18 protein-coding genes are annotated in these 15470 nt (G+C 73.8%); 10 read left to right on the top strand and 8 right to left on the bottom strand.

The annotated features are described in order from the left end of the window. Positions 1-310: 310 nt before the first annotated feature. On the bottom strand, positions 311-1384 hold the full coding sequence (locus tag ACIO9K_RS03355) for an HAD-IB family hydrolase (protein WP_363617811.1): 1074 nt from the start codon (positions 1382-1384) through the stop codon (positions 311-313). A 119-nt stretch (positions 1385-1503) separates the two neighbouring features. On the opposite strand from ACIO9K_RS03355, the gene ACIO9K_RS03350 reads away from it, so the two are divergent. The 7 genes from ACIO9K_RS03350 (at position 1504) to hemB (ending at position 8873) form a co-directional block, all read left to right on the top strand. Next, complete coding sequence (locus ACIO9K_RS03350) at positions 1504-1788, top strand: glutaredoxin family protein (protein WP_350878435.1); 285 nt, start codon at positions 1504-1506, stop codon at positions 1786-1788. A 162-nt stretch (positions 1789-1950) separates the two neighbouring features. Further along, positions 1951-2697: an exonuclease domain-containing protein gene (locus ACIO9K_RS03345; RefSeq protein ID WP_400326703.1), complete on the top strand. Its 747-nt coding sequence runs from the start codon at positions 1951-1953 to the stop codon at positions 2695-2697. A 107-nt stretch (positions 2698-2804) separates the two neighbouring features. Further along, complete coding sequence (locus ACIO9K_RS03340) at positions 2805-3692, top strand: redox-sensing transcriptional repressor Rex (protein WP_363587805.1); 888 nt, start codon at positions 2805-2807, stop codon at positions 3690-3692. Positions 3693-3789: 97 nt separating this feature from the next. After that, complete coding sequence (locus ACIO9K_RS03335; protein WP_400326700.1) at positions 3790-5127, top strand: glutamyl-tRNA reductase; 1338 nt, start codon at positions 3790-3792, stop codon at positions 5125-5127. Positions 5128-5168: 41 nt separating this feature from the next. Next, entirely contained in the window at positions 5169-6179 is a 1011-nt protein-coding gene (gene hemC / locus ACIO9K_RS03330) for a hydroxymethylbilane synthase (protein WP_400326697.1), read from the top strand. After that, positions 6176-7825 (top strand): uroporphyrinogen-III synthase, encoded by a 1650-nt coding sequence (locus tag ACIO9K_RS03325; RefSeq protein WP_400326694.1) that lies wholly within the window; start codon positions 6176-6178, stop codon positions 7823-7825. The genes hemC and ACIO9K_RS03325 overlap by 4 nt, the downstream gene beginning before the upstream one ends. 67 nt (positions 7826-7892) lie before the next feature. Beyond that, the gene (hemB, locus tag ACIO9K_RS03320; RefSeq protein ID WP_363587781.1) at positions 7893-8873 is read left to right on the top strand and encodes a porphobilinogen synthase; all 981 of its coding nucleotides are present in this window, start codon (positions 7893-7895) and stop codon (positions 8871-8873) included. A gap of 101 nt (positions 8874-8974) precedes the next feature. Here hemB and ACIO9K_RS03315 read toward each other — a convergent pair whose 3' ends face one another. The 3 genes from ACIO9K_RS03315 to ACIO9K_RS03305 all read right to left on the bottom strand — a co-directional run bounded on the left by ACIO9K_RS03315 (position 8975) and on the right by ACIO9K_RS03305 (position 10256). Further along, a complete protein-coding gene (locus tag ACIO9K_RS03315) occupies positions 8975-9241 on the bottom strand; it encodes a hypothetical protein (RefSeq protein WP_063348859.1) in 267 nt (88 codons plus the stop codon). Positions 9242-9489: 248 nt separating this feature from the next. Further along, the gene (locus ACIO9K_RS03310) at positions 9490-9834 is read right to left on the bottom strand and encodes a rodlet layer protein (RefSeq protein WP_363587783.1); all 345 of its coding nucleotides are present in this window, start codon (positions 9832-9834) and stop codon (positions 9490-9492) included. A 77-nt stretch (positions 9835-9911) separates the two neighbouring features. Beyond that, positions 9912-10256 (bottom strand): hypothetical protein, encoded by a 345-nt coding sequence (locus ACIO9K_RS03305; protein ID WP_030232098.1) that lies wholly within the window; start codon positions 10254-10256, stop codon positions 9912-9914. Between the two features lie 302 nt (positions 10257-10558). On the opposite strand from ACIO9K_RS03305, the gene ACIO9K_RS03300 reads away from it, so the two are divergent. After that, a complete protein-coding gene (locus tag ACIO9K_RS03300) occupies positions 10559-11215 on the top strand; it encodes a hypothetical protein (RefSeq protein ID WP_363617823.1) in 657 nt (218 codons plus the stop codon). Positions 11216-11294: 79 nt separating this feature from the next. On the opposite strand, the gene ACIO9K_RS03295 is transcribed toward ACIO9K_RS03300, so the two are convergent. The 4 genes from ACIO9K_RS03295 to ACIO9K_RS03280 all read right to left on the bottom strand — a co-directional run bounded on the left by ACIO9K_RS03295 (position 11295) and on the right by ACIO9K_RS03280 (position 12898). Next, positions 11295-11675 (bottom strand): hypothetical protein, encoded by a 381-nt coding sequence (locus tag ACIO9K_RS03295; RefSeq protein WP_363617825.1) that lies wholly within the window; start codon positions 11673-11675, stop codon positions 11295-11297. A 118-nt stretch (positions 11676-11793) separates the two neighbouring features. Beyond that, positions 11794-12063, bottom strand: coding sequence for a chaplin (locus ACIO9K_RS03290; RefSeq protein WP_063348863.1), 270 nt, complete (start codon positions 12061-12063; stop codon positions 11794-11796). Between the two features lie 105 nt (positions 12064-12168). Then, complete coding sequence (locus tag ACIO9K_RS03285) at positions 12169-12411, bottom strand: chaplin (RefSeq protein ID WP_380375485.1); 243 nt, start codon at positions 12409-12411, stop codon at positions 12169-12171. A 235-nt stretch (positions 12412-12646) separates the two neighbouring features. Continuing rightward, entirely contained in the window at positions 12647-12898 is a 252-nt protein-coding gene (locus ACIO9K_RS03280) for a chaplin (protein WP_350878448.1), read from the bottom strand. Between the two features lie 231 nt (positions 12899-13129). On the opposite strand from ACIO9K_RS03280, the gene ACIO9K_RS03275 reads away from it, so the two are divergent. Then, positions 13130-13369, top strand: coding sequence for a chaplin (locus ACIO9K_RS03275; RefSeq protein ID WP_363587791.1), 240 nt, complete (start codon positions 13130-13132; stop codon positions 13367-13369). A gap of 235 nt (positions 13370-13604) precedes the next feature. Further along, positions 13605-15281 carry an RICIN domain-containing protein gene (locus tag ACIO9K_RS03270; protein ID WP_363587793.1) on the top strand — a complete coding sequence of 559 codons (1677 nt, stop codon included), beginning with the start codon at positions 13605-13607 and terminating at the stop codon, positions 15279-15281. The last annotated feature ends 189 nt before the right edge of the window (positions 15282-15470 follow it).

Genomic DNA, 15470 nt, shown 5'->3' with positions numbered 1-15470 from the left:
TCATCGTTCATCCGGCCCAACGTGACCGTTCGGGCGCCCAGGGTGACCAATTCGGCGGTTAGGCCGGTGGTTTCCCAGTCTTGAGGCCCGGCAACCCCCGACTTTCCCGGTCTGGCGAACGATCAGAACCAGTCACCGGGTGACAGGTTCGTTCATTGGGCCGGAAAGCCGTACCGGAAACGGGAGTTCGCCCGTACGAGGGGCCAGGTCAGAGGCCTGGTTGACGGCCGGTCACCCGCGTGGAGAGGCCGTGGGGAGGCCGCGGGCAGGCCTGTCGGCTGGGGGCGCGACCGGGGGTGGCGGAAGCCCGTCAGGCGCAGCGGCGGCGGCGGTTCAGGGCCACCCCGGCGGCGGCCGCACCCGCGAGCACCCCGAGCGCGGCCGCGGCCGGCAGCCCCACCCGGGCCGCCTTCCGGCCGGTCCGGAAGTCCCGCACCCGCCAGCCCTGGGCCCGGGCGTGGCGGCGCAGCGCGCCGTCCGGGTTCACCACGTACGGGTGGCCGACCAGCGAGAGCATCGGGATGTCGTTGGCCGAGTCGCTGTACGCGGCGCAGCGGTCGAGGTCCAGCCGCTCGTGCCGGGCCAGCGCGTGCACCGCGGCCGCCTTGGCCGGGCCGTGCAGCAGCTCGCCGACCAGCCGGCCGGTGTACCGGCCGCCGTCGGCCTCGGCGACGGTGCCCAGGGCGCCGGTCATGCCGAGCCGGCGGGCGATCACCCGGGCCACCTCCAGCGGGGCGGCGGTGACCAGCCAGACCCGCTGGCCGGCGTCCAGGTGCATCTGGACCAGGGCGCGGGTGCCGGGCCAGATCTTGTCGGCCACGACCTGCTCGAAGACCTCCTCGCAGATCGCCTCCAGGTCGGCGGTGCTCTTCCCGGCGACCAGGCCGAGCGCGGTGTGCTGGGCGTCCGAGATGTGCTCCGGGTCCTCGGCGCCGTTCAGCCGGAACCAGGCCTGCTGCCAGGCGAACCGGGCGATGTCGCGGCGGGTGAGGAAGCCGCGCCGGTAGAGGCCGACCCCGAGGTAGAAGATCGCGGCCCCGCGCAGGATGGTGTTGTCGCAGTCGAAGAACGCGGCGGCGCGCGGGTCGCCCGGCTCGGGGGTGTGGTTCTCGGCCGGGGCCTTGGGCGCCTTGCCGGGCCTGCCCGCGGCGGGCGCGGCGCTCCCGGAGCTCTCGGCGCTCCCGGCGGGCCCGGCGGCGACCTCGGCCGGAGCGGTGCTCCCGACGGGCGCGGTGCTCTCCGCGGTGCCCTCCGCGGGGGCGGTGGCCGGCTCCGGCTCGGCCTGCAGCGCAGCTGCCGCCGCCTCGGCGGCGGCCTCGCCCGCCAGGGCGCTCCGCTCGGTGGTGGAACGCTTCGCCTGGGTGAGCCTTCGGAGCACGGCCATGTCATCGAGCATAGCCAGCCGGGCGCGCGGCGGCCGTGACGGCGGCGTGCCCGCGCGGTGAACACCGGGCGGTCCCGGGCCCCGGCGGGGCGGTCGCCGGGCGGGCGGACAATGGCCGGGTGAGCCCACTGCTGCGACGTGACAAGAGCCCGAAGCCCGCGCCGGCCGACCGCACCGTGACCCTGGTCGGCAAGCCCGGCTGCCATCTGTGCGACGACGCCCGGGAGGTGATCGTCCGGGTGACGGGCGAGCTGGGCGCGACCTTCGAGGAGAAGGACATCACCCAGGACGAGGAGTTGTACCGGCGCTACTGGGAGCAGATCCCGGTGACCCTGATCGACGGGCGCCAGCACGACTTCTGGCGGGTCGACGAGCGCCGCCTGCGCGCCGCCCTCGGCGGCTGACCGCTCCCGCGCACCGCCGCTGCCGCCCCGCCACTCGGCGGGGGCGGTTCGCCGAATCGTTGTCAAAGACACCCCGGTCCGGCTTGGGCCGGGGCCGGTTGGTCGGCTTACGATCGAACGCGTTTGAGCCCGAGGGGGGCTGAGCACGCGAGGAGTGCCGCCATGCTTCCCGGCCCGACCCCTGGGACGCCCGAAGCCCCGCCGGGCGCCAGGGGCTTCGCCGTGGTGGACGTGGAGGCGACCGGCCGCAGCCCGTGGCGGCACCGGGTGGTCGAGATCGCGGTGGTCCTGCTGGACGAGCGGCTGCGCCCGGAGACGGAGTTCGCCACCCTGCTCGACCCGCTGGGCCCGGTCGGTCCGACCCACGTGCACCGGATACACCAGGCGGACGTCGAGGGCGCCCCGCGTTTCCGGGAGATCGCCCCGCGGCTGCTGGAGCTGCTGGCCGGCCGGGTGCTGGTGGGTCACCACGTCAGCTGCGACCACGGATTCCTGGATCGCGAGTTCGCCCGGATCGGGGTCGCGCTGCCGCCCGTGCCGCTGCTGTGCACGATGCGGCTGGCCCGCGCCCACCTGCCGCAGGCCCGCGGCCACGGCCTGGCGGCCTGCGTGGAGGCGGCGGGCCTGGGCTGGTACCCGGCGCACACCGCGCTGGGTGACGCCCGGGTGACCGCCGAGCTGCTGCGGCACTGCGTCGGCGTCCCGTCCTGCCCGCCGGACGACTGGGCGGGCCCGCTGCGCGAGGCGGCCCGGGTGCCCTGGCCGCGGCTGGGCCGGGCCCGCTCCCGCCCGTCCGGCACGCCCGTCCCGCTGGTGCGCCGGGAGGCGCCGTACGGCCCGTGGCTGCCCGGGGTGCCCGCCCCGGCCGTCCTCCCGACGGAGCGCGGTGCTATGGGCTCGACGGCGTGATGCGCATCACTGTGTGGGGACAAAACGGACACCATCTTTGTGCACACGTTCACAAACGCATAGCCTGGCTGCCAAAGCCCAGCTTCACCCACAGGAGCACCGTGGCAATCGGCCGATCACCACAGAGCAGTTCGCAGACGCCCGACCAGGGCGCCGCGCGCCGACCCTCGCGTGCCCGGGGCATCCCGGAGGCGACCGTCGCCCGCCTCCCCCTCTACCTGCGCGCGCTCACCGCGCTCTCCGAGCGTTCGGTGCCGACGGTCTCCTCCGAGGAGCTGGCCGCCGCCGCCGGCGTGAACTCGGCGAAGCTGCGCAAGGACTTCTCCTACCTGGGCTCCTACGGCACCCGCGGCGTCGGCTACGACGTCGAGTACCTCGTCTACCAGATCTCCCGCGAGCTGGGCCTGACCCAGGACTGGCCGGTCGTCATCGTCGGCATCGGGAACCTCGGCCACGCCCTCGCCAACTACGGCGGCTTCGCCTCCCGCGGTTTCCGGGTGGCCGCCCTGCTGGACGCCGACCCGAACGTGGTCGGCGGCAGCGCGGCCGGCCTGCCGGTGCGGCACATGGACGAGCTGGAGTCGATCGTCGAGAGCCAGCACGTCTCGATCGGTGTGATCACCACCCCGCCCGGCGCCGCCCAGCAGGTCTGCGACCGGCTGGTGGAGGCCGGCGTCACCAGCATCCTCAACTTCGCCCCGACCGTGCTGACCGTCCCGGACGGCGTGGACGTGCGCAAGGTCGACCTCTCCATCGAGCTGCAGATCCTGGCCTTCCACGAGCAGCGCAAGGCCGGCGAGGAGCCGGACCGCACCGAGTCGGTGCTGGACCGCGCCCCGGGCCCGGTCCGGGCGGCGGCGGCCAAGCTGCGCCGCGCGGCGGGCGGCAGCGGCAAGGGCCGCGGCACCGCCGAGACCGCGGCCAAGGACCAGGCCGAGCAGGGCCAGTCCGGCAAGGGCGGGGAGGGCGATCTCCCCGCGGTGATGCCCGCATGAGCGAGCGAGTCAGCCGCAGGACGCAGGTCGTGCGAAGCGCCCGCCGAGCGGTGCGGGGCGGCATGAGTACGGACAACCGTGGGACCTGGGGGCGGGCGTGAGTCTTCTCGTCGTTGGACTGAGCCATCGCACGGCGCCGGTCGGCGTGCTGGAGCGCGCCGCGCTGACCGGTGAGGTGCCGACCCGGCTGCTGCACGACGCGGCCGCCACCGCGACCGTCGCCGAGGCCGCGCTGCTCAACACCTGCAACCGGATCGAGCTGTACGCGGACGTGGACAAGTTCCACGCCGGCGTCGCCGAGCTGTCGCTGCTGCTCGCCCATCACAGCGGGGTGGACCTGGAGGAGCTGACCTCCCACCTCTACGTCCACTACGAGGACCGCGCCGTCCACCACCTGTTCTCGGTGGCCTGCGGCCTCGACTCGATGGTGGTCGGCGAGGGCCAGATCCTCGGCCAGCTGCGCGACGCGCTGGCCACCGCGCAGGAGGAGCACACCGCGGGGCGCGGCCTGAACGAGCTGTTCCAGCAGGCGCTGCGGGTCGGCAAGCGGGCGCACAGCGAGACCGGCATCGACAAGGCCGGACAGTCGCTGGTGACCTTCGGCCTGGAGCAGGTCGCGGCGGGCGCTGGCGAGATCGCCGGCAAGCGGGCGCTGGTGGTCGGCGCGGGCTCGATGAGCTCGCTGGCCGCCGCCACCCTGGTCCGCTCCGGCGTCACCGACGTGCTGATCGCCAACCGGACGCCGGCCCGCGCCGAGCGCCTGGTCGAGATCCTCGGCTCCGGCGTGGCCCGCACCCTGGACCTGGCCAAGGTGCCGGAGGCGCTGGCCGACGTCGACCTGGTGATCTCCTGCACCGGCGCGGCCAGCGTGGTGGTCAAGGCCGGGGACGTGGCCGCCGCGGTCGCCGCCCGCACCGCCGACCAGCCGCTCGCCCTGCTCGACCTGGCCATGCCGCGCGACGTCGACCACGCCGTGCACGAGCTGCCCGGCGCCCTGCTGGTGGACCTGGAGAGCCTCTCCCACGCGCACGCCGCGACCCCCGGCGCCGGTGACGTGGACCAGGTCGGCCGGATCGTCGCCGACGAGGTGGCCGCCTTCGGCGCCGCCCAGCGGGCCGCCCGGATCGCGCCGACCGTGGTCGCGCTGCGGGCGATGGCCTCCGGCGTGGTCTCCGCCGAGCTGGGCCGGCTGGACTCCCGGCTGCCCGACCTGGACGAGCGCTCCCGCGCGGAGATCACCCAGACCGTCCGCCGCGTCGTCGACAAGCTGCTGCACGCCCCGACCGTCCGGGTGAAGCAGTTGGCCGCCGAGCCCGGCGGCGCCTCCTACGCGGACGCGCTGCGCGAGTTGTTCGACCTCGACCCGGCGGCCGTGCACGCCGTGTCGGGCACACCCGTCGGCGGCCCCCAGCCCTCGGGCGGGGGCGCCAGATGAACCGTCAGCCATCCCACGAGTACCACCGGGACGATCACCTCATGAATGGTCAACCGATCACGGAGCAGGCTCCGGCCGCCACCGCGACCCTGCGGCTCGGCACCCGGCGCAGCGCGCTCGCCATGGCCCAGTCGGGCATGGTGGCCCGCGAGGTCACCCGGGTCACCGGGCGCCCCGTCGAGCTGGTCGAGATCACCACCTACGGCGACACCTCCCGGGAGGCGCTGGCGCAGATCGGCGGCACCGGCGTGTTCGTCTCCGCCCTGCGGGACGCGCTGCTGGAGGGCCGGATCGACTTCGCCGTGCACTCGCTCAAGGACCTGCCCACCGCCGCCCCGGAGGGCCTGGCGCTGGCCGCCGTCCCCGAGCGCGAGGACGCCCGGGACGCCCTGGTCGCCGCCGAGGGCCTGACCCTGGACGAGCTGGTGGAGAAGCTGGCCGGCGCCGGCCGCCCGGCCCGGATCGGCACCGGCTCGCCGCGCCGGATGGCCCAGCTGAACGCCTGGGCCACCGCCCGCGGCGCCGCGCTGGAGACCGTCGCGATCCGCGGCAACGTGGACACCCGGATCGGCTACGTGACCAGCGGCGAGCTGGAGGCGGTGGTGCTGGCCACGGCCGGCCTCAACCGGCTCGGCCGCAGCGCCGAGATCTCCCAGCACCTCGACCCGGAGCTGATGGTCCCGGCCCCCGGCCAGGGCGCGCTCGCGATCGAGTGCACCAGCGCCGACACCGACCTGACCGCCGCGCTCGCCGCCCTGGACCACGCCCCCACGAGGGTCGCCGTGGTCGCCGAGCGGGCCCTGCTGGCCACCCTGGAGGCCGGCTGCTCGGCTCCGGTGGCCGCGCTGGCCACCTGGGTCCGACCGAACGAACTGCGGCTGGAGGGCGTGGTCGGCGACCCCGACGGCGCCGCCCTGCTGAAGATGTCCGCCAACGGTCCGATCGTCCTCGACGAGACCGCCGAGCAGCACGCGACGGCCCTCGGCCGCGCGCTGGCCGCCCGGCTGCTCGACGCGGGCGCGGCCACCCTGATGGGGGAGCGAGCCCGATGAGCCCCACCGCCGCCACCGAAACCCCGTTCCCGGGCGGCCAGTCCGCCACCGGACGGTGCACCTTCCTGGGCGCGGGCCCCGGGGACCCGGGGCTGCTGACCCTGCGCGCGGTCGAGGTGCTGTCCTCGGCCGACATCCTGGTCGCCGACCCGCTGACCGCGGCGGCCGTGCGCACCCACTGCCCGGCCGGTGTGCAGGTGCACACCCCGGCCGCCGAGGGCGCGGACTTCGACCTGGCCCGGCTGGTCGCCGAGGCCGTGCGGGCCGGCAAGCACGTGGTCCGCACCGTCGACGGCGACCCGGGCCTGGACGGCTGCGCCGCCGAGGAGATGCTCAGCTGCGCCGGCGACGGCATCCCCTTCGAGGTGATCCCGGGCGTCGCCCAGTCGGTCGGCGTCCCGGCGTACGCGGGCGTCCCGCTGCGCGGCGCGGCCGGCACCGACGTGCGCTTCGTGGACGGCACCGCGCTGCTGGCCGGCAGCCCGGTGGACCTGGGCGCGCCGGAGACCACCCTGGTGGTCCGGACCACCCTGGGCCAGCTGCCGGCCACCGCGGGCGCCCTGGTCGCCAACGGCCGCAAGCCGGAGTCGGCGCTGAGTGCCACGCTCTCCGGCACCACCACCCGCCAGCGGACCTTCACCTCCACCCTGTCCGCCATCGCCGCCGACCTGAAGGCCGCCCGGGTGCTGCCCTCGCCGGTCTCCGCCCCGGTGGACCCGGCGACCTCGGTGATAGCCGTGGTGGGAGAGCAGGTCGCCCACCGGTCCTCGCACTCGTGGTTCGAGACCAAGCCGCTGTTCGGCTGGAACGTGCTCGTGCCGCGCACCAAGGAGCAGGCCACCGGCCTGTCCGAGCAGCTGCGCTCGTACGGCGCGGTGCCGCAGGAGGTGCCGACCATCGCGGTCGAGCCGCCGCGCACCCCGCAGCAGATGGAGCGGGCCATCAAGGGCCTGGTCACCGGCCGCTACGAGTGGATCGCCTTCACCTCGGTGAACGCGGTCCGGGCGGTCCGGGAGAAGTTCGAGGAGTACGGCCTGGACGCCCGCGCGTTCGCCGGGATCAAGGTCGCGGCGGTCGGCGAGACCACCGCTCAGGCCCTGGTGGACTTCGGCGTGAAGCCGGACCTGGTGCCCTCCGGCGAGCAGTCCGCGGCCGGCCTGCTGGAGGACTGGCCGCCGTACGACCCGGTGTTCGACCCGATCGACCGGGTCCTGCTGCCGCGCGCCGACATCGCCACCGAGACCCTGGTGGCCGGCCTGGTCGAGCTGGGCTGGGAGGTCGACGACGTGACGGCGTACCGGACGGTGCGCGCCTCGCCGCCGCCGGCCGAGACCCGCGAGGCGATCAAGGGCGGCGGCTTCGACGCGGTGCTCTTCACCTCGTCCTCGACCGTGCGGAACCTGGTCGGCATCGCGGGCAAGCCGCACAACGTCACGGTCATCGCCTGCATCGGCCCGGCCACCGCCAAGACCGCCGAGGAGCACGGCCTGCGGGTCGACGTGATGGCCCCGGCGCCGTCGGCGGCCGCGCTGGCCCAGGCGCTGGCAGACTTCGGGGCCAGGCGCCGCGACACCGCCACGGCCGCCGGCGAGCCGGTCTACCGGCCCAGCGAGCGCCGTCCGGGTTCGCGCCGCAAGGCCCGCTGACACCCTCGGGACCGGGGGCGGCGATCCGTCGCCCCCGGCACTGCACAACCGTTCGGAGAGAGAAGCCGTGTCCGCTGAATTCCCGTACGTACGCCCGCGCCGGCTGCGCCAGAGCCCGGCGATGCGCCGCCTGGTCGCCGAGACCCGGCTGCACCCGGCGGAGCTGATCCTGCCGCTGTTCGTCCGCGAGGGCGTCAGCGAGCCCGTCCCGGTCACCTCCATGCCGGGCGTGGTCCAGCACACCCGGGACACCCTGCGCAAGGCCGCGGTGGAGGCGGCCGAGGCGGGCCTGGGCGGCCTGATGCTGTTCGGCGTGCCGGCCGTGCAGGACGCCACCGGCAGCGAGGGCACCAACCCGGACGGCATCCTCCAGCAGGCGATCCGCGACGTGGTCGCCGAGGTCGGCGACGCCCTGGTGGTCATGTCCGACCTCTGCCTGGACGAGTACACCGACCACGGCCACTGCGGCGTGCTGGCCGCCGACGGCAGCGTGGACAACGACGCCACCCTGGAGCGCTACGCCGAGATGGCCCGGGTGCAGGCGGACGCGGGCGTCCACCTGGTCGGCCCGTCCGGCATGATGGACGGCCAGATCGGCGTGATCCGGCGGGCGTTGGACGAGGCCGGGCACCAGGACGTGGGCATCCTCGCCTACACCGCCAAGTACGCCTCGGCGTTCTTCGGGCCGTTCCGCGAGGCGGTCGGCTCCTCGCTCAAGGGCGACCGCAAGAGCTACCAGCAGGACCCGGCCAACGCCCGTGAGGCGCTGCGCGAGCTGGAGCAGGACCTCGCCGAGGGCGCCGACCTGGTGATGGTCAAGCCGGCCATGGCCTACCTGGACATCCTGCGCCAGGTCGCCGACGCCTCCCCGGTGCCGGTCGCCGCGTACCAGGTGTCCGGCGAGTACGCGATGGTCGAGGCGGCCGCGGCGAACGGCTGGATCGACCGGGAGCGGATGATCATGGAGACGCTCACCTCGATCCGCCGCGCCGGCGCCGAGCAGATCCTCACCTACTGGGCGGTCGAGGCCGCCGCGATGCTCAAGTAGTCGGCGGTCACTCGCCCGCTCGCCTCGGGCTCGCTCGGGGCGGTGCGGGCAACGAGAAGGCCGGGCCGCTCCCCGTGGGGGGCGGCCCGGCCTTCCGGGTTCTACTTCCAGCCGTTGATGTGCGCGAAGCCCTCGCCGCCGCCGATCACGTCGGTGGAGGTGGCGGCGCCGCCGCCGAAGCCGCCGGCGATGACGTCGCTGGTGTGGCCGACGCCGAAGCCGGCACCGGCCACGAACGGCTGGTCGCCCGAGGCGACGAACTCGCCGCCGCCCGCGAAGCCGACGTGCGCGAACGCCGGGGTGGCGGCACCCGCGAGCGCCAGCGCGGCGGTGGCGGTCAGTGCGGCCTTGGCCAGCTTGCTCTTCATGGAAATGCCCTCTCTTTCGGAGCGCCCCGGCGGGCGCTGCCTCTGACACGTGATCACATCCGGCCGTTCGGGTCGGCACCCCACGCGCCGGTCCGAACGTCCGCTCACCCGGCCGGTCCGCGCCTGTTCGGCGGCGGTCGGCCGGACACCTCGCCCGTGGCGCCTCGAGCGCCCGTAGCGCCCGTAGCGCCCGGAGGGCCCGGGGAGACGTACCTCCCCGGGCCCTCCGTCCGTGCCGTGCCCCTTGATCAGCCGATCAGGTGCGAAACGCCCGCGTCGCCCGAGGACTGGGTGTTCTGGCCGACGTTGCAGATCTGCTTCGGGGTGCTGTTCAGGATCGGCACCTCGACCGGAACCGCGACGCCGACCACGGCGACCGCGATGTTGTGGACCTCCGGCAGGCAGATGTTCGCGTTGTCCAGGGTGTGGAAGTTCGGGCTGCCGTTGCCGTGGGTGCCGGTCTGGTTGGTGCCGCCGTTGCCCTGGACGGAGGTGGCGGCGCCGTCCGAGTCGACGATGGCGGAGGCCGAGCCGGCGGACATCGCGATGGCGGCGGCGGCCAGGCCGGCGGCGGCGAGGGACTTCTTGATCATTTCCGGTTTTCCTCTCGAGGGGTGAATCGGGGAGCGATTCGAAGGGTGGTTCAGGGGAGTGCAGCTGGGGGGAACGGTCAGCCGATCAGGTGGGACACGCCCGCGTCGCCGTGGCTCTGGGTGCCCTGGCCCTGGGTGCAGTACTGCTTGCCACCGCTGTTGGCGATCGGGACCTCGACCGGGACGGCCACGCCGAGCACGCCCACCGCGATGTTGTGGATCTCGGGGAGGCAGACGTTCGCGTTGTCCAGGAAGTGGAAGTTCGGGCTGTTGTTCCCGACCGTGCCGGTGAAGTTGGTGCCGCCGTTGCCCTCGATGGAGGCTGCGGCGCCGTCCGCGTCACCGATCGCCGAGGCGGGCGCGGCGGCGGCGGCCAGCGCGGCGACGGCCAGGCCGGCGGCGGCGAAGGACTTCTGGATCATGGGGAGATCCCTCTCTGAAATGCTCTTGGTTTCCGTGCGTACAACGCGTAGAACGCTCAGACCCGGTCTGCAGTCACTGACGTCCAGATCAAAGAATGACGGCACGGAAGGTTACGGGGATTTTTGAAAAGAGTCCGGGAGGCGCGTCGAAGAGTGGTTTCCGGTCGGATTATTAGGCCGAACCGGTTAACCGCCGCAATCCGTACTCACGGTCACTCGTTGAGGCAGATTGCTTTCGGGCTGCGCCCCGCAGCCCCTCCCTTCAGGGATCTCCAGTACGGACAGGCAGAACGGTGAAAAGCATGAAGTTCTCCAAGCGGGCCGGCGCGATGCTGTTGGCGGTCGGTGCGGGCATGCTCGCCTCCCAGGGAGCGGCCAGTGCCGCCCCGGTCAGCCCCGACCAGGTCGGTGCCCTGGAGGACAAGCTGGCCACCCAGCAGGTCCCGGCGGACGTGCCGCTCACCCCGCTCGGCAGCCGCGTCACGGCCGGCATCCCGACCTCGCTGCTCCTGCCGCCGGCGCCCGGCCGCACCACCAGCACCGAGCTCATCCCGGACCGGCTGGTGCCCGAGTTGCAGACCGGGAAGGTCGGCCCGAGCGCCAAGGCCCAGTTGCCGCTCCCGCTGGTCGACCAGGGCGCCGACCTCGGCCAGGTGCTGCTGGAGGCCCCGGCCGCGCCGCTGCACGCCGACACCCCCGGCCTCGCCGTCGGCAAGCCGCTCGCCCTCGTCCAGGACGGCACCGGCCAGCTGGCCGACGGCCGGCTCAAGGTGGGCGAGGTGGACCCGCGACTGGTCACCGGCACGGTGCAGGCCGTTCCGGGCGCCACTGCCAGCCTCGGCGACGACGACCACCCGATCTCGGTCACCGACAAGGTGGGCGACCTGGCCGCGACCACCACCGCGACCACCACCGGCGTGGTGCAGCAGACCGGCCTGACCGACCTGACCCAGCTCTGAGCCCAGCGGCTCCGGGCACGGTGGAGCCCGGCACCCCGGACGCGACCGGGGTGCCGGGCTCCCGCCTGCGCCGGGCGGCTCAGCCCGGCAGCACGCCGGTCAGCCCACCGACCAGCGGGAGGTCCCGGATGCCGCCGCCCGCGCTCAGCGGGCCGGTCAGCCCGCCGGTGCCGACCGGGGCCAGGCCCTGGTCGGGCTTGACGGTCGCGCCGTTGTTGAGCACGTCGGCCGAGGAGTTCGCCCACGGGTCCAGGCGCAGGTCCTTGACCGGCGCGAGCCCGTAACCGAGGCCGGAGGTCGTCCCGTTCAGCGCCTGACCGACATCGGTCTTCGCCAGCTTGGCCGGGCCCGACGCGGGGGCCGAATCGGTCGTGGTGGCGGCCTGCGCCGAGCCGGCGCCGAGCAGCACCGTGGCGCCGACGGCGACGACCAGGCAGGCCCCGCTCTTCTTCGAAACCATGCGGATCACCCTTCGGTGGATCGGGGGCCGGACGGCCACCGGCCGCCCGGGGATGCCGAACTGCCCCCCGGCCGGCTGGTCGGGGGGCAGTACGGCCGGAACGGGTGCCGATCGGGGATCAGCAGTCGTCCGCGGGCGGCGGGGGGAGCTCCACGTTGGCGCAGCTGTTGCCGAACGCCGGGTTCAGCAGGCCGACGATGTTGATGGAGTTGCCGCACAGGTTGACCGGGATGTGCACCGGGATCTGGACCTGGTTGCCGGAGACGACACCGGGGGAGCCGGCGGCCACGCCCTCGGCGCCGGAGCTGGCGGCGGCGGACCCGGCCGCGCCGAGCACCAGGCCGGCAGCGGCGGCGGACAGGACGGCGGCCTTCTTCACGTTCTGCATGGGGGTTGATCTCCTCGATCACACACGGGTGGAGCGTGCCGCGCCCCGGCGTCGCGGGGCGCGGCACTCGGTGAATCAGCTGTCGCCGGTGCGGCGACGGCCGGTTCAGCCGGCGTTGACGCAGGTGTTGCCGAACGCCGGGTTGAGCAGGCCGATGACGTTGATGGAGTTGCCGCACAGGTTGATCGGGATGTGCACCGGGATCTGGAGCTGGTTGCCGGAGAGCACGCCGGGGGAGCCGGCGGCCACGCCCTCGGCGCCGGAGCTGGCGAACGCACCGCCGGCGGCACCGAGGACCAGACCGGTGGCGGCCAGGGACAGGACGGCGGCCTTCTTGAAGTTGCGCATGTCTTTCCTCCGTTTTCTGCCCGACGGATGGGAAATGTCGGGAGCCGGGCGAGCACGAATACTCACCCGCTGGCTTCTGGGGATTGCCGTGATTGTCACTCCGGCGGCGCACACCGGCGTGTTTCGCCCATGGCTCGGGCGTCGACGCGGCCGCCGCGTTGTTCCAGCACCTCGCGAACAATTCCCGCACGGCCGGGAGCGGTTCGGGCGGAGGTGCGACCAGGGGAATTCCCGGTCAGGCGCTGAGGCAGTTATTGCCGAACGCCGGGTTCAGGAGGCCCACCACGTCGATCGAGTTGCCGCACACGTTGAGCGGAATGTGCACGGGCACCTCCACCGAGTTGCCCGAGACCACGCCGGCCGAGCCGGCCGCGACACCCTCGGCGGACGCGCCGTGCAGGTGGTGGGCGGACGCGACGCCGGCGCCGGCGGCGAGCAGGGCGGCGCCGGCCGCGGTGCCGACGACGCCGTGGGCGAGCTTGCGCATGGGCGGTACTCGATTCGTGTGAAGGGGGCCGGGTGGATCGTGTTCCGCCAGAGAGAACGAGGCACCGCGCGAGGGGAAACGGTCCGGTCCGCTGATCACCCGAATGCCGGTCGCCGTCCCCGTTGGGCCGGATGGGTGACAGTGCGTCCACTGTCGCAACCGGCCCGGGTGGGTGTCGTTCTTGATGTCGCACTCCCCGTGCATCTCTGTATGAACAGTCAGGAGGCTCGTATGAGCATCAAGAAGACCGCCGCCGTCGGCGCGGCCGTGGTGGGCATCGTGGCCGCCGGCGCCGGCACCGCGATGGCCAGCTCCGGCGCCGAGGGTGTCGCCGCGGGTTCCCCCGGTGTCATCTCGGGCAACCAGGTTCAGGTTCCGGTTCACGTGCCGGTCAACCTGTGCGGCAACACCATCGACATCATCGGCCTGCTGAACCCGGCGTTCGGCAACCACTGCGCCAACCTGGGCTGATCCTGCTCCCGGTTCGGCCGGTACGAGCCGCCGTTCCGCGCTTCCCTCCTGGGGCGCGGGGCGGCGGCTCTCCGCATGTCCGAGGGTGTGCCGGGGCATCAGGTTCCGGCGGTGTCACAAGCCTTGTTGCGTTACTTGTCAGTACCTAGAATATGAGACCTGCTCACCTTTCTTGCTCCGCGCCGCTCGGCGCCCGGCCGGGCGGCCCCCCACCCCCCCCCGCAAGGAGTCGCGTGTGATCAGGTCCCGACTGACAGCGGCGCGGCGGCCCCGGACGGTGGCGCGCCGCTCCCCGTACGGCGCGCTGCTCGCCACCGGCGCCCTCGTCGCCGCCCTCGGCCTGGCCGGCGCCCCCGCCGCCCTCGCCGACCCGGCCCCCGCGGCCGGCGCCACCCGCCCGGCCGCCATCGTCGCCCTGGGCGACAGCGCCATCTCCGGGGAGGGCGCCGGCACCGACACCAACGACGGCTACTTCCCGGAGACCGACAGCCCCACCAACTACTGCCACCGGCACCCCAAGTCGGAGATCTTCGTCACCGACATCCCCGGGGTCACCCCGATCGACCTCGCCTGCTCCGGGGCCCAGACCGGCGACCTGGTCAGCGATCCCGAACTCGCCAAGGTCACCGGCTCCGGCAGCGGCGACTTCGGCGAGCCCAAACAGGACGTCAAACTCGCCGACGCGGCGGGCAGGTACGACGTGAAGATGGTCGTCGTCACGATCGGTGCCAACGACGACTTCGACTTCAGCGGGATCATGATGCACTGCCTCGCGCAGTACTTCCCGATCCCCAAGGACCAGGGCTGCCGCGACACCATCGGCAGCGACGAGATCGTCCAGCGCGCCAAGCGGGTCCAGCCCAAGGTCGTCGCGGCGCTCCAGAACATCCGGCAGACCATGCGGAAGGCGGGCTACGCCGACTCCTCGTACCAGCTGGTCTACCAGTCGTACTTCAATCCGATCACCCCGGACATCCGGCGCAACGACTACCTCGGCAAGGTCGCCGACGGCTGCCCGGCCTTCCCCGAGGACCTGGCCTGGGGCCACAACTGGGTGGTGCCGACCTTCAGCGACGCGCTGCGCGGCGCCGCCGAGCAGGTGCCCGGCGTGCGCTACCTCGACCAGCGGCGGGTCGCCTTCGGCCACGAGGTCTGCGCGGAGTGGACCAGTTCCCCGTACGAGTACAGCAACGGGGACGTCATCAACCTCGCCGAGTGGGCCCGCAACGGCTGCGACTCGCAGATCGGCATCCCCGGGCTGTGCATGAACATGGTCCGCCAGTCGTACCACCTGAGGGTGGCCGGCTACCGAGGCGAGGGCGTCTGCCTCGGCCAGTTCTTCGCCAAGCCCGAACTGGCGCAGGCCTACTGCACGCTCAACCAGCAGAACACCACCTCCATCCAGCCGCTCACCCCCGGGCAGCCGTTCGCGGACGTCCCCGAGGACGGCTCCTGGTACCAGCTCACCAACGCGGCCAGCGGCAACGCGCTCGACCTCACCGGCGGCGGCACCTACGGCGACTCCACCAACGGCCGGGCCGCCATCACCTATCCGGCCACCGGCGGGCTCAACCAGTCCTTCGTCCTGGAGGCCAAGGCCGGCGGCAGCTACGAGCTCGACTTCAGCGGCAACCGGGACATGTGCCTGGACGCCAACGCCGCCTCCACCGCCGCCGGCACCCGCATCCAGCAGTGGCGTTGCAACGGCGGCGGCAACCAGCACTGGGTCCTCAAGCCGGCCGGCGGCGGCCGCTACAAGATCGCCGACTCCCAGGACCCGACCAAGGTGATCGCCCCCGGCACCACCCTCGACGCCAAGGGCAACCCCGCCGTCGAACTCGCCACCGACACCGGCGCCGCGACCCAGCTCTGGCAGCTCACCAAACTCGGCATCGTCTACCTCCACGGCTGATCCCGGGCACCCCCGTGGCGGGGGGCCCCCCCCCCCCGGGGGGGGGGGGGGCCCGGGGGGGGGGGGGGGGGGGGGGGGGGGGGGGCGGGGGGGGGGCTCGGCTCGGCCCGGGCCGGGTCCGGCGGACCGGGACGAACGGCGGATCGGGTGGGGCGGCAGATCGGGACGAACGGCGGATCGGGTGGGACG

It is taken from the genome of Kitasatospora sp. NPDC087271 (assembly GCF_044744605.1).
Taxonomy (GTDB): domain Bacteria; phylum Actinomycetota; class Actinomycetes; order Streptomycetales; family Streptomycetaceae; genus Kitasatospora.
The sequence above is the reverse complement of the archived record's forward strand: the minus strand, read 5'-3'. Positions and strand labels throughout refer to the sequence as shown.